The sequence below is a fragment of the Olleya sp. R77988 genome (genome assembly GCF_044594215.1).
Taxonomy (GTDB): Bacteria; Bacteroidota; Bacteroidia; order Flavobacteriales; family Flavobacteriaceae; genus Olleya.
Genome location: NZ_CP138988.1, coordinates 2,835,420 through 2,860,757, shown reverse-complemented (window position 1 = coordinate 2,860,757; position 25,338 = coordinate 2,835,420). Strand labels below are relative to the sequence as shown.

Sequence of the window (25,338 nt, the reverse complement as noted above, 5' to 3'; positions counted from 1 at the left end):
ACAAAGCTATCTCTTCAAATAAAACCGATAACGTCACATCAAGTGATTTTTGAAGCATAAAACAACTGTATCGAGAGGCAATAAAAAGTAAAATAAAATTTAAACTAACACATTATGAGTAATTATCACATAAAACATTTAGAAGAGTATTATAAAGTATATAGAAAATCTATAAGAGAACCAGAGACTTTTTGGGAAGAAATCGCAGAAGAACATTTTGTTTGGAGAAAAAAATGGGATAAAGTTTTAGAATGGGACTTTAAAAAGCCAGAAGTTAAATGGTTTCAAGGCGCACAATTAAACATTACAGAAAATTGTATAGACAGACATTTAACTACAAAAGGAGATAAAACTGCTATTTTATTTGAACCAAACGATCCAAATGAAGCAGCAGAACATATTACTTATAATCAGTTGCACCAACGTGTCAACCAGTTTGCTAACGTTTTAAAAGACAATGGAGTTAAAAAAGGAGATCGTGTTTGTATTTATGTACCAATGATTCCAGAATTAGCCATTTCTACATTGGCTTGTGCTAGAATTGGAGCAATACATTCGGTTGTTTTTGCAGGATTTTCATCTACAGCATTAGCAACAAGAATTAATGATTCTGATTGTAAAATGGTCATTACTTCAGATGGGTCTTATCGTGGTGCAAAAACAATAGATTTAAAAGGTATTGTAGATGAAGCTTTAGAGGAATGTCCAGGAGTAGAAAATGTATTAGTAGCAAAACGCATCAACTCAGATATTAACATGAAAGAAGGACGTGACCAATGGTTACAACCTTTATTAGATAAAGCATCTACAGACTGTGAAGCAGAAATTATGGATGCTGAAGATCCTCTATTTATTCTATACACTTCTGGTTCTACTGGAAAACCAAAAGGGATGGTACATACAACTGCTGGTTATATGGTGTATACTGCTTATACGTTTAAAAATGCATTTCAGTATAGAGATAATGAAGTGTATTGGTGTACTGCAGATATTGGTTGGATTACAGGACATTCTTACATTGTTTATGGTCCTTTAGCAAATGGAGCAACAACGGTTATGTTTGAAGGTGTACCAAGTTATCCAGATTTTGGACGCTTCTGGGACATTGTAGAAAAACATAAAGTCAATCAGTTTTATACTGCACCAACAGCAATTAGGGCTTTAGCAAAACATGGTACTGAACTAGTCGATAAGTATGATTTATCATCATTAAAAGTACTAGGTTCTGTAGGAGAGCCAATTAATGAAGAAGCTTGGCATTGGTATAATGATAATATTGGAAAAGGTAAAAGTCCAATTATTGATACATGGTGGCAAACAGAAACTGGAGGAATGATGATTACTCCAATTCCATATGTAACACCAACAAAACCAACGTATGCAACCTTACCCTTTATAGGTGTACAACCAACATTAATGGATGAAAATGGTCAAGAGTTAAAAGGAAATCAAGTCGATGGTAGATTATGTATCAAATTCCCTTGGCCAAGTATGGCTAGAACCATTTGGGGAAATCATGAACGATATAAAGAAACCTATTTTTCAGCCTATGAGAATATGTATTTTACAGGAGATGGTGCTTTACGTGATGAAGTTGGTTATTATAGAATTACTGGTAGAGTAGATGATGTTATTATCGTGTCTGGTCATAATTTAGGTACTGCACCAATTGAAGATGCAATTAATGAGCACCAAGCTATTGCAGAGTCTGCAATTGTTGGTTTCCCTCATGATATTAAAGGAAGTGCTTTATATGGTTATATTACTTTAAAAGATACAGGTGAAAGCAGAAATCATGATAATTTAAGAAAAGAAATTAACCAATTAATTACTGACAGAATTGGACCTATTGCTAAGTTAGATAAAATTCAATTTACAAACGGATTGCCTAAAACACGAAGCGGAAAAATTATGCGTCGTATTTTACGTAAAATAGCAGGAAATGACACTAGTAACTTAGGAGATACAAGTACATTACTTAATCCAGAATGTGTGCAAGAGATTATGGATAATGTCTTATAAATTTTATGTTATTAGAAAAAAGCAACCCAATGGGTTGCTTTTTTTATACGTCTTAGTTTAATAGTTGTACCTTTAAATAAAATAGAACAAGTTATTATGGCAAAATCAAAAGACGCAAAAAAGAATGTTAAAAAGGAAGCAGCTTTAACACCTAAAGAAAAAAAGGCATTAAAGATTGCAAAAAAGGCTAACAGAACCTAATGGAAAGTAAGTTAGCTGTTTTAATAGATGGTGATAATATTCCTTCAGCATATGTAAAGGAGATGATGGAAGAGATTGCTAAATATGGTACTCCAACTATAAAACGTATTTATGGAGATTGGACCAAGCCACATTTAAACAAATGGAAAAATTTATTGTTGGAAAATGCAATCACTCCAATTCAGCAATATGCTTATACAGTTGGTAAAAACGCAACAGATTCTGCAATGATCATTGACGCAATGGATATATTATATTCAGAAAAAGTGGATGGTTTTTGTATTGTATCTAGTGATAGTGATTTTACACGTTTAGCAACCCGTTTACGTGAAGCAGGAATGAAAGTTTATGGTATAGGAGAAAAGAAAACACCTAATCCATTTATAGTTGCTTGCGATAAGTTTATCTATATAGAGATACTTAAAAAGGCACCAGAAAAAGCAGATAATACAACACCTGAAGCTATTTTGGAGGTTAAAAGTAATATTGATAAAATCACTCAAAAAGACATTAGGTTTATTGCCAATACTATATCTGATGTTGCAGATGATGATGGTTGGGCTTTTCTTGGCGATGTTGGTAGTTTGCTTCAAAAAAAGCAACCTAATTTTGATTCTAGAAACTATGGATTTGAAAAATTAACACCTTTAATAAACTCTATTGACAATTTTGAAATAGAAAAACGAGATAGTAATAAAGGACGTTTTAAATTGGTTTTTGTTAAAATTAAAGAACCAAAAAAAACGAAAACTAAAAAAAGATAAGACCAATCAATACTAATTTTTTTATAGTACAACAAAAGCAACTTAATGGTTGCTTTTGTTGTTTAAAAAGTAATAATTTGTAACTTTAAACGTCTAGTTAATGTCAATCAATCTTAAATTGTATTCATGATGAAAAAAATAATCGTCCTATTTAGTGTTTTAACATTCTGTTTTGTCAGCAATGCTCAGCAAAACACTATACCTAAAGCGCTAAAAGAACATGTAATATCCAGAATTGACAACCAAGTTAACGTTGGTATTGTTGTAGGTTTTATTGATGGAGATACTGTTGAGTATTTTAGTAGTGGTAATACAGCTTTAAAAAACGGAACACCTGTAAATGAAGACAGTGTATTTGAGATTGGTTCTATTTCAAAAGTATTTACAACGACTTTATTGGCATTAAAAGTTAATGATGGTAGTATGCGTTTGGAAGACCCTATTTCTAAATACTTACCAAAATCTGTTAAAGTACCAACCAGAAATGGAAAAGAAATAACCTTATTTCATTTAGCAACACATACATCAGGATTACCAAGAATGCCTGATAATTGGACACCAGCAAATCCTGATAACCCTTTTGCAGATTATACGTATAAGAATTTATATAGTTTTATTTCTAATTATACACTAACTCATGATATTGGAGTAAATAATGAGTATTCTAATTTAGGAATGGGATTATTAGGACATATTTTAGAATTACAAAGTGGTAAAACGTATGAGCAATTAGTTATAGACCATATTGCTAATCCGTTACAGATGAATGATACTAGATTAGTATTAACTAAATCAATGAAAAAACGTTTAGCTAAAGGACATGCAGGATTATTAGAAACTTCAAATTGGGATATTATTACTTTAGGAGGAGCAGGAGGAATCCGATCTACAGTAAGTGATATGACAAAATTTATTCAAGCAAATATAAATTGTAACACGATAGATTCTCCATTACACAAAGCCATGTCTTTAACACATCAATCTGCTTATAAAAGCGATACTCAAAAAACAGAAATGGGATTAGCTTGGCATATAGAAAATGGTCGATTTTTAATGCACAATGGAGCAACAGGAGGTTATAGTGCAATGTCAGCATTAGATAAAGAAGCAAAAAAAGGAGTTATAGTTTTAACAAATAGTAACCAAAACGTAGATGCAATTGCAATTAAATTAATGGTACCAAATTATCCGTTAAAACCTATCAAGCCATCAATAGCAAAGATTCTGGATAAACAGATACAGGATAATGGTATAGAAAAAGCTGTTTTGTTTTATAAAAAGACAAAAGCAGAACAATTAGATGCGTTTAATTTTGATGTTGAAGAGCTTAATACCCTTGGATATCAATATTTAGCTAAAGAAAGACTAGACATTGCATTACAAGTGTTTAAATTAAATGTAGAAGCATTTCCAGAAGCTTCAAACCCATATGATTCCTATGGTGAAGCATTACTAATTAATGGAGACACTAATGAAGCCATTAAAAACTATAAAAAATCTTTAGTGTTAAATCCAGGAAATGATAATGCTAAAGACGTATTAAAAAAATTAAATGTAGAAATAAAAGAAGTAACCGTTAGTAATGAAATATTAGAGCGTTATGTTGGGAAGTATCAATTGGCTCCAACATTTTTTATTACTATAACAACTAAAGATGGACATTTGTATTTACAAGCAACTGGACAAGCTCAATTTGAATTGTTTCCAACTGATAACACTAAGTTTTACTTAAAAGTGGTGGATGCTAAAGTAGAATTTATGACTAATAATGATACTATAGTTGAGCGTTTAACACTATATCAAAATGGACAGGTTTTACCAGGTAAAAAAGTAGAATAACTATTATATAACCTTAATAAAAAAAAGCAACCTAAATGGTTGCTTTTTTTATGCTTAAAAGTGTCTAAATCACTTTAAAATCTAATAATAATTCGCCTTCAATAGACGCTTGTAAATGATCTCCTTTAATACTTGCTCCAGCTCCTGTTGCAGGTGTACCAGTAAAAATTAAATCACCAGGTTCTAAAGTCATAAATTTAGAAGTAAATGCAATAATTTCGGCAAAGTTATAAATCATAAAATTGGTGTTTCCAACTTGCTTTTGTTCGCCATTAATGGTTAAACTAAAATTAATATCATTTACATCATTAAAGTTTGAGATTGGTAAAAATGTAGAGATTGGTGCAGCTCCATCAAACCCTTTAGCTAATTCCCAAGGACCTTTACCTTCGCGTACTTGGTTTAAAACATCTTTTGCAGTATAATCAATACCAATAGCAATGTCTGAGATGTAAGATACAGCATCTGCTTCTGCAATGTTTTTTCCAGTTTTTCCTATTTTAATAACTAGCTCAACTTCATATAATAAATTAGAAGTAAAATTGGGGTATTCCAAGTCTTTATTATCTTTTAGTAAACTGGATTCTGGTTTAGAAAAAATCATCTGAAACCCTTTTGTTATATCTTTTAAATCGGATTTATTATTCACATAGTTTTTTCCAATTGCTAATATTTTCATGGTAATTGTATTAATTAATTTTAAAAATTTAAAAATACTAATTATAGTTTAAGTCCATAACAATTTATTAAGATAAGTGATAACCTTAAATGGCATTTTTAATAGTAGTTTTTTTATTTATAACCCTTCCAAATGTATTTTTTAATCATGTAAGGTGTAATTTTTTTTAAAGTCTCTCCTGTAATTGGATGTGTACCATAACTGGTAAAAAACTCTAATTGACCTTTGCTATTTTTTTCATACCACAAGTTTTCTTTTCCATCTATTTTAAAAAATGGGTAGGTAGAGTCTGGTACGATACGTTTAAAATTATTTAATAAATAACTGTCCATTGGTATGGATTGTATATCTCCTTTTTCGTTGCAAGTAATTTTATAATAGTGTGTATTATTAACCCAAACCATACAGTTTTGTTTAGAGTTATTATACCCTAAATAGCCTATAAAACCAGCAATAATTGTTGTACTAATAATATTTGGTTTTTTATTAAGCTTAAAACCAAAATTTTTGCTTTTGGATTTCTTCTGATTAGAAAATTCAGAAAAACTGTCAAAGCCTAAATACTGACTTAGTAGATTTAGGTTAAAAGCATTAGGTTTTTTCTTTTCATTTTCTTTATTCAAAACATAACCATCGTAATAACGTATTAAAGTCCTTTCGGTAATTTTTTCGTCAATAGCCTTAAAAAGATATTTTGAAAGCCCATAACCACTAGTTTCGTTTGATTCTTCAGCTACTTTATTAAAGACTAAAGTTATTAATTGGCTAATTAAATTTTTGTTTTTAATTGTGTTCCTTTTAATTGTTTTCATTGTAATTGGTTGGTTTTTAGACTGTTTTTAAGATGTCAAATAAGTGTCAATTAGATGTCATTACTATGTCATTATTCTTTTAGAAAAACCATCCTTTATTTGCTACAGAATTAAAGTATACCATAGTCGTAATATGGTTTACGAGTACTTATTAATTCATTTTTTGGAGTAGCAAAGTAAAATGATCATATCCATTGGGAAGTAATATTGTCTTTTACTTCTGCGCTCCATACTTCCCAAAATAGAGAGACGTCTCTTTTTAAAATATCGTGTGTTGTTAGGCACTAAAGCATCCAAGAAAACTCTTGGACAGCAACACTTATGTTCAATTTTAATTTAAAAACAAAATGAAAAAAATATATGCAATAATGTTTACGGTTTTCCTCAATGCAACCTTATTTTCTTGTACACCAACAAGTGTAGCAGAGGATGTAATAGAAAACCAGCAAGCAGAAAACTGTTGTGGAGAAGAAGGCGAATTAGATCCACCACCAATTGTAAATCCTATTGGAGGAAAAACAAGTCAAGCTGGTAATTAACTAAAAATTAGTTACTATTTTAGAGGAATGAAATTTTTTAAAAAATCATTCCTCTTTTTTTTGTTTAGCCTCAATGTTTTGGCGAGTCAAATTGGTTATGCTCAGCAATCTGAAGATAGTTTGCAGTACTATAAACAAGTGATCGTTAAAATCCAGTCTAGTGATGATTTAAAGAATGCCTATACCTATTTTCAGAAGTATTTAAAAGCAAGCCACACGCCAATTAAAAAAATAGAAGCCTTATTTTTAATCTCAAAAATTGAATATAAACAAGGGTTTTATGACGAAAGCGAGCTGCATGCAGTAAAAGCTTTACAGTTATTAGAACAAGACAATTCTAAAAAAGGGATTTGGTACAAAAAAGTAATATATAACCAACTAGGTATTATTTACAAAGAAAAAGGAATGTATCCCGAAGCTTTAAAAAACTATAATAAAGCATTAGCAATTACAGCACTAGCAAAAGACAGTTTGGTAATGTATAATAATATTGCTTTGACCTATAAAAAACTACGTAAAGATAGTTTGGCTGAAGCAGTATTACTTGATGCTGTAACTATTTTTCCAAGAGTAAAAAGTACTAAAGAAAAAGCTAGAGTCTTAAATAATTTAGGAGGTTTTAAAATAAAAACAAATACAACGCAAGCCTTAAGCTATATAACACATGCGTTACAATTACGACAGCAGTTAAAAGATAGTAGCGATTTATATTCTAGCTACAAAAACCTATCCTTATACTATGCCAATATTAAGGATACTGTACAAGCCAAAAACCACGCAGTAAAAGCCTATACTATTGCTACATTAGTTAATAGTATGTCCTATACAATAGACGCTTTAAAATTAAGACTTAATTTAAAAGATTATACAATTACAGATCAATATTTTAAGCTAAAAGACAGTTTAGATACAGCAAATAAACAAACCAGAAACAGCTTTGCCTTATTAAAATATGATGTAAATAAAAAAGAATTAGAAGCTCAAGAAAGCCTTGCCAATAGCAGGTTGTATAAGCTAATAACAGCACTAATAGTTGCTATAGGTTTTGCGTTGTATTTTATGTTAAAATCTAAGCACAAAAAAGATAAGTTTAGAGAAATTTATAATACCGAAACCAGAATATCTAAAAAAGTCCATGATGAGGTAGCAAATGATGTGTATCAAATTATGACCAAATTACAAACCACAACTCAAGTTAATGATGATGTTTTGGACGATTTAGAAGGTATTTATAAAAAAACCAGAGATATTTCTAAAGAAAACAGTACAATAGATGTTAACGAAGATTTTGAAGAGCTACTATCTGATTTACTACTAAGTTATAAAAACGAAAACCTAACAGTTATTACAAAAAACATTTCAAAAATTGAATGGAATACTATTACCGAAATCAAAAAAACGACTGTTTATAGGGTTTTACAAGAGTTAATGACTAATATGAAAAAGCACAGTCAAGCAACAATTGTAGTTTTAGTTTTTAATAAAAACAATAAAAAACTAAACATAAATTATAAAGATAATGGCATTGGATGCACGTTAAAAAAACAAAATGGTTTGCTAAATACGGAAAACCGTATAAAATCCTTAAACGGAACAATTACTTTTGATTCCAGTACAAATAATGGGTTTAAAGCCCAAGTAATAGTATAAGGTATGTTTAAAAAAGTATTATTATCGGATGATTTAGGAAGCATTAATCAAGGTGTCCTAACAGTAGTGGATAGTTTTGGGATAAAAGATGTACATCAAGTACAGTATTGTGACGATGCGTATTTAAGGGTTAAAAAAGCCATTTTGGATGCAGCACCTTTTGATTTATTAATAACAGATTTGTCTTTTGTGTCAGATCACAGAGACCAAAAATATCCATCAGGATTAGAGTTGGTACAAGTGTTAAAAGCAGAACATCCAGAATTAAAAATTATTGTATACTCTGTAGAAGATCGTTTACAAAAAGTAAGATTACTAATAAACACACATCAAGCCAATGCTTATGTATGTAAAGGCAGACGTGGTTTAATAGAGTTAGGTAAAGCCATACAAGCGGTAAATAAAAACACCACCTATTTATCTCCACAAGTAGCACGTGCACTAAGCCCAAAAAGTAATTTAGAGATCCAAGATTATGATATAGAGCTAATCAGACTACTCTCCAAAGGACTATCTCAGGATCAGATTAGCACACATTTAAAATCTAAAAATGTAACACCAAGTAGTTTAAGCTCTATAGAAAAAAGTTTAAATAAATTACGTGTCCAATTTAAAGCTAGTAATGCTATCCATTTGGTAGCAATTGTAAAAGATTTAGGATTAATTTAAAATAAAACAAGCACTTTACGGAAACCCGTAAAACACACACTAAAGCATTGCTTAATATTGTGTGTTATTAGTTATTATTTTTTTAAGGAAAATTTGGAGGCCTACAATATTGTAGGTCTCTTTTTTTTATTTTTTAGTCTTTACGGTTTCCCGTAAAGGATTGCAATGTAATGGTGTTATGTTTGTAACTTCAGACTAATAAAACAGCTGTAAATGGATGTTATTATTGCGTTGTCTTCAAAAATATACTTTTAGTAATATTAGTTGGGTATTAGAATTAATAATAGCAAATCATTACATTTTTTTCTCAATTATAATCCTTACGGGAAACCGTAAGGATTTGTTATTTATAGTGTTTAAGTTTGGAATTGAAATCTCTTATTTTTTTATAAATAATAGCTTTTCAAATTTTAATAAAGGTGGTATATTTAAACTCTCCCTTTATTACTGATTACTTAAGTTTTAAAAACCAATAACAATTATATTTATTTATAAATGAATAAATCATCACACAATAAATTAGTATCCTTCATTTGGTCTATTGCAGACGACTGTTTACGAGACGTGTATGTACGCGGAAAATACAGAGACGTTATATTGCCAATGATTGTCCTACGTCGTTTAGACGCATTATTAGAACCAACAAAAGACGCTGTTTTAGAAGAATTAGCTTTCCAACGTGACGAAGCAAAATTTACAGAATGGGATGAACCTGGTTTGCGTGAAGCTTCTGGTTACGTGTTTTATAACACGAGTAAATGGACACTTCAAAAACTAAAAGATACAGCAACCAACAGTCAACAAATATTACAAGGTAATTTTGAAGATTATCTAAATGGTTTCAGTCCTAATGTGAAAGAAATCATCGATAAGTTCAAACTGCGTAGCCAAGTAGCACACATGGCAAACAAAGATGTGTTGTTAGATGTGTTAGAAAAATTCACATCCTCTTACATCAACCTAACACCTTTTGAAAAAGAAGATCCTGAAGGACGCAAATTACCAGCATTGTCTAATTTAGGAATGGGTTATATATTTGAAGAATTGATACGTAAATTCAACGAAGAAAATAACGAAGAAGCTGGAGAACACTTTACACCTCGTGAAGTTATTGATTTAATGACACACATTATCTTCGATCCAATTAAAGACAACTTACCACCAGTAATGACCATTTACGATCCTGCTTGTGGTTCTGGAGGAATGCTTACCGAAAGCCAAAACTTTATTAAAGATGAAGCAGGCGAAATAAGAGCAACAGGTGATGTGTATCTCTACGGAAAAGAAATAAACGACGAAACCTACGCCATTTGTAAGTCTGATATGATGATTAAAGGAAACAACCCTGAAAACATCAGAGTAGGTTCTACCTTATCTACAGATGAGTTTGCAGGAACCACTTTCGATTTTATGTTATCCAATCCACCTTACGGAAAGTCATGGTCTAGCGAACAGAAATACATCAAAGACGGTAAAGATGTTATAGATTCTCGTTTTCAAATTCAATTGAAAAATTATTGGAATGTTGAAGAAGATGCAGATGCCATTCCACGTTCTAGTGATGGACAATTATTGTTCCTAATGGAAATGGTGTCTAAAATGAAACCTTTATCCCAAAGTAAAACAGGAACACGTATTGCTTCGGTACATAACGGAAGTAGCCTATTTACAGGAGATGCAGGTGGAGGAGAAAGTAACATACGTCGTTATATTATAGAAAACGATTGGCTAGAAGCCATTGTGCAATTACCAAACAACCTATTTTATAATACAGGTATTACAACCTATATCTGGATTTTAAGCAACAACAAACCTGTTAGCCGACAAGGTAAAGTGCAACTTATTGATGCAGGACAGTTATATAGAAAACTACGTAAAAACTTAGGAAACAAAAATTGCGAGTTCTCGCCAGAACACATTACCGAAATTGTAGATACGTATACTAAATTAAGCGTTGCAGAACGCGAAGGCGAGCAAGGTATTTCTGCTCAGGTTTTTGATAATGAAGATTTTGGATATTATAAAGCAACCATAGAAAGACCAAAACGTTTAAAAGCACAATTTACAGCAGAACGTATTGAAGCCTTGCGTTACGACAGAGTATTGCAAGAACCTATGCAATATGCATTTGAAACCTTTGGAGAAAGTATATACACCAATACCAAACAACACGAAAAGGAGTTGTTAGAATGGTGTGAGAAAAACGAGTTAAACTTATCATCTGCCAATAAAACAAAACTGACCAAGCCTGCAACATGGCACAAGCATTTAAACTTAGTAAAAACAGGAATTGTTTTATTAAAAGCTATTGGAGAAGAAGAATATAACGATTTTAATGATTTTAAAAAACTAGTAGATACCGAAATTAAAAAGCAGAAACTAAACATTAGCGCAAGCGATAAAAAAGCCATTTTAAATGCGGTTAGTTGGTATGATGCTGAAGCCGAAAAAGTCATTAAAAAAACAGAAAAACTGTCTGGTGATATACTTGCTAAACTACTAGCGCATTTAGATTGCGAAGAAAAAGATTTAGCAAATTTCGGGTACTATGCGACTTCTAAGAAAGGAGAATACAGAACCTACGAAACCGAAAGTGACCTACGCGACACAGAAAACGTGCCACTTAAAGATAACATACACAGCTACTTCTTACGCGAGGTAAAACCACACGTTAACGAAGCTTGGATAAACCTAGACGCAACCAAAATTGGTTACGAAATTAGCTTTAATAAATACTTTTACAAGCACACACCTTTGCGTAATATAGAAGACGTTACCAAAGATATTTTAGACTTAGAAAAACAAAGTGATGGTTTAATTTCTGAAATTTTAAACTTGGTGTAATGGTAGAAGTTGAAAATAAAATAAAGCGTTACGAGAAATATAAAGATTCTAGAGTGGAATGGTTAGGAGAGATTCCTGAGCATTGGGAATTAAGACGAATTAAATATCTTTTTAATGAAATAAATGAGAGAAGTGATAATGGAGATGAAGATTTACTTTCTGTTTCTCAATACACAGGAGTAACTAATAAAAGTTATAAGGTTGAAGCTGGAGGAATGCTAACAAACGCAATGACTTTAGAAGGATATAAAAAAGTAAAGAAAGGAGATTTAGTAAGTAATATTATGCTTGCTTGGAATGGAAGTTTAGGATTTTCGCCTTTTGATGGGATTACAAGTCCAGCATATTCTATTTATAGAATTTATGGAGAAAACCATAATAGATATTTTCATTATTTATTAAGGACAGAACTTTATAAAGCAGAATTTAAAAGAAACTCTTCTGGAGTTATTGAAAGTAGGCTAAGATTATATACTGATGATTTTTTTAATATACTATCCATACTTCCACCACTTCCAGAACAAACCAAAATAGCCCAGTTTTTAGACGATAAAACCACCAAAATAGACGATGCTATTGCTATTAAGCAGCAACAAATAAACTTACTTAAAGAACGCAAACAAATTTTAATACACAAAGCTGTTACACGTGGTTTGGATGATAGTGTGACGTTGAAAGATTCTGGTGTGGAGTGGATTGGTGTAATTCCTGCACATTGGGCTGTGAAACGGTTGAAGCATTGTTTAACAATTAATAATGGTTCAGATTATAAACACATTCAAACGGACGAAGGATATCCTGTAATTGGTTCTGGAGGTCAATTTGCTTATGCTTCTGATTATATGTATGATGGCGAAGTAGTTTTTTTAGGAAGAAAAGGAACAATAGATAAGCCTCTTTATTTTAAAGGTAAGTTTTGGGCTGTAGACACTATGTTTTATGCAAATGCTAAAAATGGAAATATTGTAAAATTTCTATATTATGTAGCTACAACATTGCCATTTAGTTATTATAGTACAGCAACAGCATTACCGAGTATGACTCAAAGTGATTTAAATAATCACCCTATTTCACTTCCATCAATTGAAGAACAACATAAAATTCTTGATTATATAGAAACTGCTTCGCAAAAAATAGAAACTGCTATTAGTTTAAAACAGCAAGAAATTGATAAATTAAAAGAGTATAAGCGTAGTTTAATAAATAGTGTGGTCACTGGTAAATTAAAGGTGTGTTAGTATGAGCAAAACCAAATTAATTTATAATAATAGCAAAGCAAATCATCTAGACTATATACTTGAATGTTTTAAAGAAGCAGAGGAGATTTGGTTAGCTACTGCTTTTTTTAAAATATCTGGTTTAAAATTGCTATTACCATCTATTAAAAATCATTTAAAAGCCAATAAACCAATCAATATAATTGTTGGTCAAAATTTTGGTTTGACAGAACCAGAAGCTTTAAGAATTATATTTAATTTATTTAAAAATAAAGTAAATGCAAATCTGTTTTTAGACAAAGCAGAAGTGAAAACCAACGTGTTTCATCCAAAATTATTTTTATTCAAAAATGATAAAAAAGGTGTTGTTTTATCAGGTTCGGCTAATATTACTAAAGGTGGTTTAACAACTAATCAAGAAGTATCGCTTGTTAGTAAAACTAAAATAACAAGTACAGTTTGGAAAACTTCTGTTAAGTATTTTAAAACTATTACTTCTTCAAAAAATGCAAATCCAATTAGTTTAATGCTAATTAAACGTTATGAGGATTATTTTAAAGAACAAGAAAAAGCTAGAAAAAGTCAAAAAGGGTCACCAGATAAAAGCGATGTAGATTATACTTTTGATTATAAGAACTTAAAAAAGCGTTTAAAAAAATACCAGACAGCAAAAAGTAAAGCAGACTATAAACAAAGAGAAAAAGATTATAAAGAAGCAAAAAAACTACTTAACGAAATTGCAACAAGCAATAGTTTAACTCAAAACAGATTTGAAGATATTATAGATACGCTTGTTGGCAAGCAAGGACAACGCTCTTTATGGAAAAGTGGTAGTCTGTATAGAAATAGGTTTAAGGTCTATTATTGTAAAAACGAATTTAGAGAACTGGTTCAGTTTATAAAAGATCATCAAAATAATTTACCAAGTGGTGTGTTTTCGGAAGCTAAAGAATTAGTCGAAAAAGTGAATGGAGCAAGAATAAATTATGTAACCGAAATCATGATGACTTTTCAACCAAATCGTTTTGCTAATTTAAACTCTAATCCTATAACAGTTTTAAAAGAAGAAGCAGGTGTCTATTTCAAATCTCATAGTAGTTCTTTTAATGGTAGTGACTATCAAGATTATTGCTTGTTAGTAGAAGAAATTTGTGACAAATTGAATTTAAAAAACATGCTTGAAGTAGATAGTTTTTTTAATGAGATTTATTGGTTGTTAAAACAGGAAAGTAAATAGAAGATTGTTAGCATGGAAGAATTGGATATAGATAGAGAGGTTAAAATTGCAGAAGAACAGTCATTGCATAATGATATGGTACAGCATGCTAATAAGTTAATTCAAGGATTTGAAAAGCTTAATGACAATCATACTAAAAGAGCAATTTGGGAATTGTTTCAAAACGCTATTGACGTTTCTACTAAAACTGAAATACAGATAGAGCTAAATGATGATGCATTAATTTTTAGGCATAATGGAGATCCCTTTGATAATAATACTCTTGATTGTTTAATAAAACAGCTTAGTTCTAAATCTGCAGGAAATAATGAAGATCAAACTGGTCAATACGGAACAGGTTTCATTACTACACATTCTTTTGGACGTAAGATTTTATTATCTGGTTCTGTTAAGTTAGGGAGTAAGTATATTCCTTTAAAAGAATTTGAAATAGACAGAACAGCAACAGAAGCAACAGAATTGATTAAAGCGTTAAAAACTCAAAAAAAAGCAGCAATTGATTTAATAAAAGAAAAAGTATATTCTGACAAAAAATCTGAGTTTACTGAATTCGCCTATTTGTCAGTAAGTGACAAACAAAAAAGTGCATCTAATGAAGCATTAAAAAAAGTGCCTTTAATTTTACCTTATGTAATGACGTTAAATTCAAAGCTTCATAAGGTTACTATTATTGATAAAGAGAACTCAAAAACAGTTTATGAAAAAGGTGATAGCACAATTGATAAAGGAGTAGCAAAAACAGACATTATTATAGATAATGAAATTTCTTCTGTTTATTCTTTGGAGCATAGAAATGAAGAGTTAAAAGAGTATGTCAAAGTTATTCTTCCAATTGATAAAAATAAATCTGCTTTTAATTTTAGTTCAGGTTTGTCAAAATTATTTTTATACTATCCGTTAATTGGCTCTGAAGATTTTGGAGTTAATTTTATTATTCATTCAAATAAGTTTACACCAACAGAAGCTAGAGATAATATTCATTTAAATAGTGAAACAGAGCAAATACAAGATAAAGAAGAGCAAAATAGAAATGTACTTAAAATAGCATCAAAATTAATTTTTGACTTTGTAAAAAATAACACAGCAGATATAAGTAATATAATACATTTAGGTAAAATAGACTTTAAGGTAAATAGTGATGATTTTTTATTGAATGAATATTATAAAGAGCTTAAGGAAATTTGGATTAATGAATTTAAAAATTTTCCTTTAGTAGAAACAACTACTGGTAATATTGAGGTTTCAAAGACTGTTTTTATTCATTCAGAATTATTACTTGATGAATTAGGCTTTGACAATATTTATTCAATTATTAACAAATACTATTTAAATATACCTAAGAAAGAATTAGTAAAAGAATGGACTTCTAAAATTGATGAATGGGATTTTGTTAATATTGAATATGTTAAAATAATAAATTTAGTTGAAAAAATAGAGCAAGATAGTCATCTAGATAAGTTTGAAGATCCAGAGGTTTTAAAATCTTTTTACAAATACTTAATAGATAATGGGCACGAAGCTGTGTTTAATAATAAGAAGCTTTTACCAAATATAAAAGGTGAATTTAAGACATTACCATCTCTTTATAAAAGTATAAATATACCCAACACATTAATTAAAATTGCGGATGTTATACTTCCTGATATTCCGAAAAGCTATGTTCATTTAGACTTTAAGTTTAAATTCGAGTTTCAAGAATATACAAGAAAACAGTTTTCAACTGAATTAAATGAGCACATATCCTCAAAAGTAAGAGATGATATTAGGCTTAAAGATGTTGATTCAGTTTTTTTAGCAAGTTTAATTGATTTCTGTAAATTAAATTCATCTATAGATTCTATTAGTATACCAACAAAGATGGTAAAGTTAATAACTCGTTACCTTGATTATGATGAGAACTTAATAGAATTGATAAGTAATAAGGGTAATGACATAGATATTAGACCTTCTCAAAAAAAACTTGTTAGTTTGTTTTTAAATGATTTAGCTAAAAAAGACAGTGATTGGGTAGAAGAAAATAAATTATTATTGTTGGATTTATTAAGTATGTCTAAATATGATGATTATAAATTAATGTTTCAAACATTACCAGTATTTCCTAATCAATTAAATGAATTGTGTAAACAAAATTTACTTAAGTTAGATTTAAATATTCCTAGTGAGATAAAAGACCTTTATGACCTAGTGATTAAACCAAATCACCCAATAAGGTTTACATTAATAAATTCTGACTTTTCTCAATTTATGAGTGAACCAGAAAATCAAACAGTAAGAAGTCTAACAGAAAAAATAGAATCTAATTTTTTTAATAATAATCAGTCAAAAATAATTGATCATCCTTTTAAAAAGGAGATTTTAGACATTATTGAAAAGTTTAAATCTGATTCTAATTATGAAAAGTATTTCCCTTTGATTTATAGTGAAAAGTCAACAATATTAGTCGGTTTAGCAGATGGTGAAGATTCTTTTTCAATTCTAAGTTTACATAAAAGTAAAATTAAAAAATTAGGAGAATTAGCTAGAAGCCCCAATTTAGATAAAATAATAGAATTAGGTAATGCAGCATTAATTACAGAACAAAGGTACAATGCGAATTTTGCTCATAAAAAGAAAATAGGTGTTTACATAGAAGATTTAATTAGATTGAGAATAGGTAATAATATAGAAGGTTTAATTGTAGATATAGAAAATGAAAATGAGTTAATAACCAAGGAAGAACAAGGAGGTCAAGATATTATTATTTATTATAAAAAATCACCTTTATACTATATCGAAGTTAAATCAAGATGGGACCCAAATAGTGTTGTCTCTATGAGTAAATTACAATTGGAACGTGCATCTTTAGAAATGGAAAACTATGCATTATGTTCAGTTGATATGACAAAATATACAGGTAGCGAAGATAAATATAAAGTTGAATCTGTAGAATCAATTAAACACTGTATAAGGTTTGTTAATTCAATAGGTAAGTCAATAAAACCGTTAATCGAATCTAATTTGATTGCAGAAAAAGATAATATTAAAAATATAACTTTATCAGATTATAGAGGAACTATACCTCAAACAATTATTAATAATGGATATGATTTAGATTCTTTTACACAGAAATTAATCAATATAATAAAAATTAAGACTTCATAATATGCATAGCCAAACCAACGAACAAGCATTAGAACGTGCAATTGAAAAAATACTAACAGGAACTTGCCTAGAAGAAATAAAAACGCAAGGTGTTTCCGTAGACGCTGTAAATGAAAATGCAGAAATTTACAGAACTGGAAAAGGTTATTATATTGGTCAGCCAACTAATTTTAATACACGTTTTGCTATAGACGAGCAATTCTTTTGGGACTTTTTAGAAAGCACCCAAAAAGAAGAGTTAGAAAAACTACAAAAACAAAGCGATTGGAAATTAAAAATCCTAAATCGTTTTGATCGTATGATTAAAAAGTATGGTGTATTGCATCTGCTTAAAAAAGGCTTGGAGGTTGATAATGCTAACTTTACTTTGTTTTATCAAAATCCATTAGCAAGTAGTAGCCAAACTATAAAAGACAGGTTTGCACAAAACCGTTTTAGCGTAACCAGGCAATTACGTTATAGCATAGATAATCCAAGAGAAGAAATAGATTTGGTATTGTTTATAAATGGCTTGCCAATTGTTACTATGGAATTAAAAAACCATTGGACAGGACAAAACGCTAGAGTACATGGTCAGCATCAATACAAAACCCAACGCGATACCAAACAACCTTTATTAAACTTTGCACGTTGTGTAGTACATTTTGCAGTAGATACAGACGAAGCGTATATGACAACTAAGTTAAATGGTAAAAACACTTTTTTCTTACCATTTAATAAAGGGAATAAACATGGAAAAGGGAATCCAGAATTACCAAAAGGAGCAATAGGACACAGAACCAATTACCTTTGGAATGAAGTGTTTACAAGAGAGAGCTTAGCCAACATTATTCAGCATTTTGTACGTTTAGATGGTAAAAAGAAAGATCCTTTGCAAACAAAAACATTGTTCTTTCCAAGATACCATCAAATGGATGTGGTGCGTAAAATAATAGAAGATGCTAGTAAAAAAGGGGTTGGGCAAACTTATTTAGTGCAACATTCTGCAGGTTCTGGTAAATCCAATTCTATCACTTGGGCAGCCTATCAATTAATAGAAACCTATCCAGAGAATAGTAATGTTCCTGGAATTAAAGATATAGAAAGACCGTTGTTTGATTCTGTAATTGTGGTTACAGACAGACGTTTGTTAGACAAACAAATTCGAGATAATATTGCGGATTTTTCAGAAATAAAAAACATCATTGCTCCAGCTTATTCTTCTAAAGAATTAAGAGAAAGTTTAGAGCAAGGCAAGAAAATAATCATTACTACTATTCAGAAATTTCCTTTTATTATTGATGGTATTGCAGATTTAAGCGACAAACGTTTTGCTGTTATTATTGATGAAGCACACAGTAGTCAAAGTGGTTCTGCACATGATAACATGAACAGAGCAATGGGACAACAAGTAAATGAAGATGAGGAGTTTGATACACAAGATAAAATTGTACAAGCCATGCAGTCTCGCAAAATGCGAGGTAACGCATCCTATTTAGCATTTACAGCTACACCTAAACCTATTACTTTAGAAAAGTTTGGAGTAAAAAATGAAGATGGTAGTTTTAAACCATTTCATTTATACTCTATGAAGCAAGCAATTGAAGAAGGTTTTATTTTAGATGTGCTTGCAAATTACACGACTTTAAAAAGTTATTATGAAATAGAAAAATCTATTGAAGATAATCCGTTATTTGATTCGTCTAAAGCACAAAAAAAACTACGTGCCTATGTAGAGCAGCATCAACAGACTATTAATACAAAAGCAGAAATAATATTAGACCATTTTATTCCTAAAATAGTTAATCAAAAAAAGTTAAAAGGAAAAGCAAAAGCAATGGTTGTAACGCAGAGCATAGAATCTGCGATTCGCTATTACAAAGCACTGCAAAATAGTTTAAAAGAAAAAGGAAATCCGTTTAAAATAGTCATTGCATTTTCTGGTGAAAAAACAGTTGATGGTATTGAGTATACAGAAGCCGAAATGAATGGGTTTGCAGAAAAAGATACAAGACACAAGTTTGATGAAGACGACTATAGAATTTTAGTAGTTGCTAATAAGTACTTAACAGGCTTTGATCAGCCTAAACTGTGTGCCATGTATGTAGACAAAAAGCTTCAAGGTGTATTGGCAGTACAAGCCTTATCACGTTTAAACAGAGCTGCAACTAAATTAGGAAAACGTACAGAAGATGTTTTTGTATTAGATTTCTTTAACTCAACTGACGATATTAAAGCATCTTTTGACCCTTTTTACACAGCAACTTCCTTAAGCGAAGCAACTGATGTAAATGTATTGCATGAGCTAAAAGACGTATTAGATTCAGTTGGTGTCTATGAGTGGAGTGAGGTAGAAGATTTTAATATTAAATTTTTCAATAAAGAAGACGCACAAGTTTTAAGCCCAATAATTGAAAGAGCTGCAGAACGCTTTATTAATGAATTAGAATTAGAAGATGATGATAAAGCCGATTTTAAAATTAAGGCAAAACAGTTTGTGAAAATCTATGGGCAAATGGCATCTATTTTACCTTTTGAAGTTTTGAATTGGGAAAAGTTATATTGGTTTTTAAAATTCTTGATTCCGAAATTGCCAATAAAACCTGATCCTATTGGAGCATTAGACGAATTGTTAGAATCTATTGATTTATCAACTTATGGTTTAGAACGCGTACGTTTAAATGAAACTATTGGTTTAGATGATTCTGAAAGTATTGTTGATCCACAAAATCCAAATCCAAGAGGAGCACACGGAACTGAAGAAGAAAGAGATCCTTTAGATTTAATTATACAATCATTTAATGAACGTTGGTTTCAAGGTTGGGAAGCAACACCAGAAGACCAACGTGTTAAGTTTATTAGTTTAACAAAATCAATACAAGCACATCCTGATTTTCAGTCCAAAGTAGCAGAAAATACAGATGAGCAAAATAAGAATTTAGCCTTTCAGAAAATTCTTGATGATGTGATGTCTAAACAACGCAAACAAGAATTGGATTTATACAGATTGTATGCCAAAGATGATGCGTTTAAAACCGCGTTTTTTGATACGATGAAACGTATGGCTAGTGTAGAGACTAATAAATAACACTAATAAACACCCAAAATGCAACTAACCCAATTACCAGGAACCTACAACATAAAAGGAAGCAACCAAAATGAAGAAGCAATAACCTACAAAGGTACGCTAGACTTAACACTAGACGAAAATAACAGAGTTATTGCCAAATGGTTAATTAATAATACTCAAGAGCAGTTAGGTACAGGTTTTTTTAAAGACAATATTTTGGTCATTAATTTTAATTATAAAGGTGACGATGACTTAATTTTTAAAGGTGTTGTAGTCTATAAATGTATTACTAAAGATATATTAGAAGGGTTTTGGTCAGAGAAGCATGGTAACCCATTATATCTTGGCGAAGAGCGTTGTTTTAGAGTTGGTACTAGAACTGAGGTTTTAAATTAGTTGCTTGTGTAGTACATTAGCTAAAGACAGATTGCTTTGCGTTATTTGGGTAAAATAGGTTATTTTTTATCTATTTTATCATAAGCACGAATTAACAAAATTGCCCATATTACAACGCAAATAGATATAAAAACTGAAAACCAGATTATAATTTGATTAGCGTCCATTGTAAATTTGTTTTATAAAAATTACTATTCCAAGTAGTGTTGGAGCCCAAAGTCCAATAAATATAGCATGAAGTTTATCGCCTTTTAAAAACAAATATTCTGCAACTATAATTATAAGAACACAAAGGATCAAAACAAATAGATTAAGAGTGCCTATTTTTTTAATTAAATTCATTGATAAGGTAGTGTTAGAGTTGTAAGTTAATAAAAATAATAATTGAGTGTTGTTTATTATTAAAAACTATGATGTATATCTGTAATAGAAAGGCACAAATATTACTATTAATAGTAAGTCATCTTGAGAATAATAACTACTAACAGATTTTGCGTCTCATGTCTTTACAATAACAAGAACACTAAAAATCCCTCAGCCTTAAAGCTCTATTTTTTTTCTTTTTAAGTAAAGCAGTACATTTTAGAAACAGTATTGCTGTTAAATATGCATCACCAGACGCTGTATGACGATCGTGCATGGTAATATTAAATTGGTTGCATAATTGGTCCAAACTATAGTGTTTTTGGTCTTTAACGTATTTTGTTTTTTTGTAGAGTTGTCCAGTATCTACTACTTTGTTTTTCAGTTTTGGTAAGTCCAAGCGTTTTAAAGCTTGGTTAATCATTGCAATATCAAAAGCTGCGTGATGCGCTACTAATACTGCGTTTTTTATATAATCTAAAAACTGTATTATAGCATCGCGTTCTTCAATTTTGGTTAATTTTCCGCCTTTTAATAATCCATGGATTTGTACAGTGTCTGCATTAAATTGTATTTGGTTGAGGTAACACTCAAAACTATCTGCTACATCAATAGTAGTGTTGGTAACTACCACACAACCAATAGATAAAACTTTGTCTGTTTCTGGTTGTAATCCAGTAGTTTCGGTATCAAATACCACAAAGCGTGTGGTTTCAAACACTTTGGATTGTTGCTTAAAAGTTTCCGCGTAAGCGTTATAAAAATCAGGATATGTTTTACGTTTAAACCAGCTCATTTATAGTAGTTGAGAGAGTTTAAAACGTGTTTTTAAAACATCTTGAATATCCTTTATAGGTTTAAAACTCCCTTTTAGTTTTAAACGATCTGCTTTACTTAATCGATTAACATCTACAAAGCGTCCGGAATCGTTGTGTTTTAAACCTTGTTTGGTTCTAAAACGGAGTAACACTCTAAAGGCATTAATACAGGAATGGTACAAATCTTTGTTTTGAGGTTCTATTTCGGCTAACTTTTTATAACGTTCAATAGTACTATTAAAATCCTTAATGTTATGCGATAATATAAGCAGTCTTGCAGCATCTACTAGTGGCATTATGGCACGTGCTTTAATATCAAACTGGTCTTTGTGTTCTCCAGAATCTTCCACTAAAAAGTTTCTAAAAAAGCTTAAAGGAGGTGGGTTTTTTAAAGCATTTTGTCCCATAAAACTCATAAAAATCTCATAGCTATCAATAGCTTCAAAAATACTGTTAGACATTTCCGAAATTAAACTTTGGTCACCATAAACCCAATCGTAATCAAAAAAGATATTGCAGAGCATAATTTTGTCTGCATCTGGATGTGTTATCCAATTTTTAAATTGGGCTTTCCAGTCTGTAACAGACAAACACCATTTTGGGTTGCTAGCCATCATATTTGCTGGACAAAGCTCAAAACCAACAGTTGCTAATTTTTTGTTTACTGCAGTTGCTAATTTTAAAAAATAAGCTTTGGTTGTACTGTCATCTTCAGTATCTTGAAAGACTAATGCATTATCTTGATCTGTTAATAACAACTGCTCTTTACGACCTTGACTACCAATAGCTAACCAAGCAAATGTGGTTGGTGGTTCTTGGTTTAATTGGGAAATAGACATAGTAATAATGCGTTTTGTAATGGCATCATTTATTGCCGAAATTATTTTAGATATAAAGCTTATTGGTATGTTTTGTTTGAGGTAACCTTCTAATAAGTTTTGTGCTTTTTTTCTAATAAATTGTAGGGTTTCTGCTGAGGTTGCACGCTTAATTTCTTTTATTAAAACCGATGGGTTATTACCATGGATGACAATAATATCATGCTCTGACAAAATACCTGTTAACTCAGAATTTGGTGTTCCGTCTTTTGTAATGCATAAGTGCGAAATATCGTTTTTAAGCATGCCTATTTGTGCTTCTGCTACAGAAATGTTTTCTGGAAAAGTAATGACTGGAGAAGACATAATAGTGTCTACCTTTTCTGTAATAGCATGTAATCCTGTTGCTATTTTATTACGTAAATCCTTATCTGTAATAATACCAATAGGTTGTTTGTTTTTGGTAATAACAATAGAACCCACTTTGTTTTGACTCATAATTTGCGAAGCTTCTTTTACGCTAAGTTCCGTATTGCAAACAATTGGGTTTTTAGAGTATTGTGCAGATTGGACTTCTGTGTAACTGGAAGCATCAGACTGTAAAGCTGGTACATTAGCAAACAAAGTCCCTTTGTCTTCATTGCTATAAGGATTACGCGTATTGGTTGCAAAACTAGCAATGATAAACTGATTGGCTTTTGGGTTACTAATTATAATATCTTCTAGCAATGTTGCAGAAATACTATATATAATACTTTCTTCAATAGCTTTGGCATCTAGTAAATAGTGGTCTTTTCTTATAACTGCACGAAGTCCAAAAATATCTCCTTCGTCGCATTGATCTACTAAACTTGTATCACTATACACACCAATTGCTCCATCTTTTACCACGTAAAATTGGTCAGATACCACATCTCCTTTTTTAAACACAGTTGTGTCAGATTCTAGATATTGCACTTTAACTTGAGACGAAATAGTTAATAACTGCTCATACGATAAAGCATCAAAAGGAGGGAAGCCTTTAAGGAAATCTAAAATGCGTTCGGCTATAGTATTCTTCATCTTACTAATTTAGAGAAAATTAATAGGATAAAAGCTGAGTATTATCATCATTTTGCTAAAAAGCTATAGTTATTAATTGATAATTAAATTAATTAACTTAGTATTCTAAATTATCAATCTTATGAAAACCAAAATAACACTGCTTACTTTTTTAATTCTGCTATGTTTTAATTGTAAAGAAGAGCATAATCATGATACAGACCATTTACAGAGTCAAGCAGAACGTTATTTAAAACCTAATACAGACGATCAGTTTTTAGGAGGAATTAAAATGATTCCTATCCAAACACCAAAAGGCGAATTTAATGTGTGGACCAAACGTGTTGGTAATAACCCAACCATAAAAGTGTTGTTATTACATGGTGAACCAGGAATGACCCATGAAATTTACGAGTGTTTTGATGGTTACTTTCCGCAAGAAAATATAGAGTACTATTACTATGACCAATTAGGATCTTATTATAGCGATCAGCCAAAAGATTTAAGTCTTTGGGATTTGGATCGTTTTGTAGAAGAAGTAGAGCAGGTAAGGGTTGCATTAGGTTTAAATAAAGACAATTTTTATTTGTATGGACAATCTTGGGGAGGAATTTTAGGAATGCAATATGCTTTAAAATACCAAGAAAATTTAAAAGGATTAATCATCTCTAACATGGTTGCTTCTATTCCAGAATATCAAAAATATAGTGATGAAGTATTGGCTCCAAAATTAGATCCAGAAGTACTTAAAGAAATTATGAGTTATGAGGACAAAGAAGATTATGGAAATAAACGATATTTAGATTTAATTGTTGAAAATTACTATACAAAACACGTCATTAGAATGCCTGTTGAAGATTGGCCAGAACCAATAAACAGAAGTTTTAAGCATTTAAATCCTGACGTCTATGTCACTATGCAAGGACCAAGTGAGTTTGGTATAAAAGGAGACGCAACCCTTAAAAATTGGGATGTTACTAAACAGTTGCACAACATTTCTGTACCAACATTAACCATTGGAGCAACGCATGATACTATGGATCCAGAACACATGAAATGGATAAGTACAGAAGTACAAAACGGACAGTTTTTATTATGCCCTAACGGAAGTCATCTCTCGCAATTTGATGACCAGAAAACCTTTTTTAAAGGCTTAATTAGCTTTATTAAAAGTGTGGATTCTGGGAGTTTTAATAAGTAAAGTATCGTCAATTAAAGTGATTCTGGTTTTTTAATCAG

At 30.7% G+C, this 25,338-nt stretch carries 17 protein-coding genes; 13 read left to right on the top strand and 4 right to left on the bottom strand.

Annotated elements, in window-relative coordinates:
• Nucleotides 1-114: 114 nt before the first annotated feature.
• The 3 genes from acs (at nt 115) to SJY17_RS12935 (ending at nt 4,826) form a co-directional block, all read left to right on the top strand.
• Nucleotides 115-2,022 carry an acetate--CoA ligase gene (gene acs, locus SJY17_RS12945; RefSeq protein WP_397362981.1) on the top strand — a complete coding sequence of 636 codons (1,908 nt, stop codon included), beginning with the start codon at nt 115-117 and terminating at the stop codon, nt 2,020-2,022.
• A 200-nt stretch (nt 2,023-2,222) separates the two neighbouring features.
• The gene (locus SJY17_RS12940; protein ID WP_397362980.1) at nt 2,223-2,987 is read left to right on the top strand and encodes an NYN domain-containing protein; all 765 of its coding nucleotides are present in this window, start codon (nt 2,223-2,225) and stop codon (nt 2,985-2,987) included.
• Between the two features lie 129 nt (nt 2,988-3,116).
• Nucleotides 3,117-4,826: a serine hydrolase gene (locus SJY17_RS12935; RefSeq protein WP_397362979.1), complete on the top strand. Its 1,710-nt coding sequence runs from the start codon at nt 3,117-3,119 to the stop codon at nt 4,824-4,826.
• A 64-nt stretch (nt 4,827-4,890) separates the two neighbouring features.
• On the opposite strand, the gene SJY17_RS12930 is transcribed toward SJY17_RS12935, so the two are convergent.
• Both SJY17_RS12930 and SJY17_RS12925 read right to left on the bottom strand, forming a co-directional pair.
• A complete protein-coding gene (locus SJY17_RS12930) occupies nt 4,891-5,505 on the bottom strand; it encodes a fumarylacetoacetate hydrolase family protein (protein WP_397362978.1) in 615 nt (204 codons plus the stop codon).
• Nucleotides 5,506-5,618: 113 nt separating this feature from the next.
• Nucleotides 5,619-6,317: a hypothetical protein gene (locus tag SJY17_RS12925; RefSeq protein WP_397362977.1), complete on the bottom strand. Its 699-nt coding sequence runs from the start codon at nt 6,315-6,317 to the stop codon at nt 5,619-5,621.
• Between the two features lie 347 nt (nt 6,318-6,664).
• Here SJY17_RS12925 and SJY17_RS12920 point away from each other — a divergent pair, with 347 nt between their 5' ends.
• The 9 genes from SJY17_RS12920 to SJY17_RS12880 all read left to right on the top strand — a co-directional run bounded on the left by SJY17_RS12920 (nt 6,665) and on the right by SJY17_RS12880 (nt 21,059).
• Nucleotides 6,665-6,856: a hypothetical protein gene (locus SJY17_RS12920; protein ID WP_397362976.1), complete on the top strand. Its 192-nt coding sequence runs from the start codon at nt 6,665-6,667 to the stop codon at nt 6,854-6,856.
• A 78-nt stretch (nt 6,857-6,934) separates the two neighbouring features.
• Nucleotides 6,935-8,506 carry an ATP-binding protein gene (locus SJY17_RS12915; protein WP_397362975.1) on the top strand — a complete coding sequence of 524 codons (1,572 nt, stop codon included), beginning with the start codon at nt 6,935-6,937 and terminating at the stop codon, nt 8,504-8,506.
• Between the two features lie 3 nt (nt 8,507-8,509).
• Nucleotides 8,510-9,175 (top strand): response regulator, encoded by a 666-nt coding sequence (locus SJY17_RS12910; RefSeq protein WP_397362974.1) that lies wholly within the window; start codon nt 8,510-8,512, stop codon nt 9,173-9,175.
• Nucleotides 9,176-9,670: 495 nt separating this feature from the next.
• Entirely contained in the window at nt 9,671-12,019 is a 2,349-nt protein-coding gene (locus SJY17_RS12905; protein ID WP_397362973.1) for an N-6 DNA methylase, read from the top strand.
• Nucleotides 12,019-13,257: a restriction endonuclease subunit S gene (locus SJY17_RS12900; RefSeq protein WP_397362972.1), complete on the top strand. Its 1,239-nt coding sequence runs from the start codon at nt 12,019-12,021 to the stop codon at nt 13,255-13,257. Before SJY17_RS12905 ends, SJY17_RS12900 begins: the two co-directional genes overlap by 1 nt.
• A 1-nt stretch (nt 13,258) precedes the next feature.
• Nucleotides 13,259-14,473 carry a phospholipase D-like domain-containing protein gene (locus SJY17_RS12895; RefSeq protein ID WP_397362971.1) on the top strand — a complete coding sequence of 405 codons (1,215 nt, stop codon included), beginning with the start codon at nt 13,259-13,261 and terminating at the stop codon, nt 14,471-14,473.
• Between the two features lie 12 nt (nt 14,474-14,485).
• On the top strand, nt 14,486-17,614 hold the full coding sequence (locus tag SJY17_RS12890; protein WP_397362970.1) for a sacsin N-terminal ATP-binding-like domain-containing protein: 3,129 nt from the start codon (nt 14,486-14,488) through the stop codon (nt 17,612-17,614).
• A 1-nt stretch (nt 17,615) separates the two neighbouring features.
• Nucleotides 17,616-20,681, top strand: a complete 3,066-nt coding sequence (locus SJY17_RS12885) for a type I restriction endonuclease subunit R (RefSeq protein WP_397362969.1) — start codon at nt 17,616-17,618, stop codon at nt 20,679-20,681.
• 18 nt (nt 20,682-20,699) lie between these two features.
• Complete coding sequence (locus SJY17_RS12880; RefSeq protein ID WP_397362968.1) at nt 20,700-21,059, top strand: hypothetical protein; 360 nt, start codon at nt 20,700-20,702, stop codon at nt 21,057-21,059.
• 523 nt (nt 21,060-21,582) lie between these two features.
• Here the strand turns inward: SJY17_RS12880 and SJY17_RS12875 are convergent.
• Both SJY17_RS12875 and SJY17_RS12870 read right to left on the bottom strand, forming a co-directional pair.
• Entirely contained in the window at nt 21,583-22,218 is a 636-nt protein-coding gene (locus SJY17_RS12875) for a PolC-type DNA polymerase III (protein ID WP_397362967.1), read from the bottom strand.
• Nucleotides 22,219-24,120 (bottom strand): DUF294 nucleotidyltransferase-like domain-containing protein, encoded by a 1,902-nt coding sequence (locus tag SJY17_RS12870; protein WP_397362966.1) that lies wholly within the window; start codon nt 24,118-24,120, stop codon nt 22,219-22,221.
• A 121-nt stretch (nt 24,121-24,241) separates the two neighbouring features.
• Between SJY17_RS12870 and SJY17_RS12865 the strand changes: the two genes are divergently transcribed.
• Entirely contained in the window at nt 24,242-25,300 is a 1,059-nt protein-coding gene (locus tag SJY17_RS12865) for a proline iminopeptidase-family hydrolase (protein ID WP_397362965.1), read from the top strand.
• The last annotated feature ends 38 nt before the right edge of the window (nt 25,301-25,338 follow it).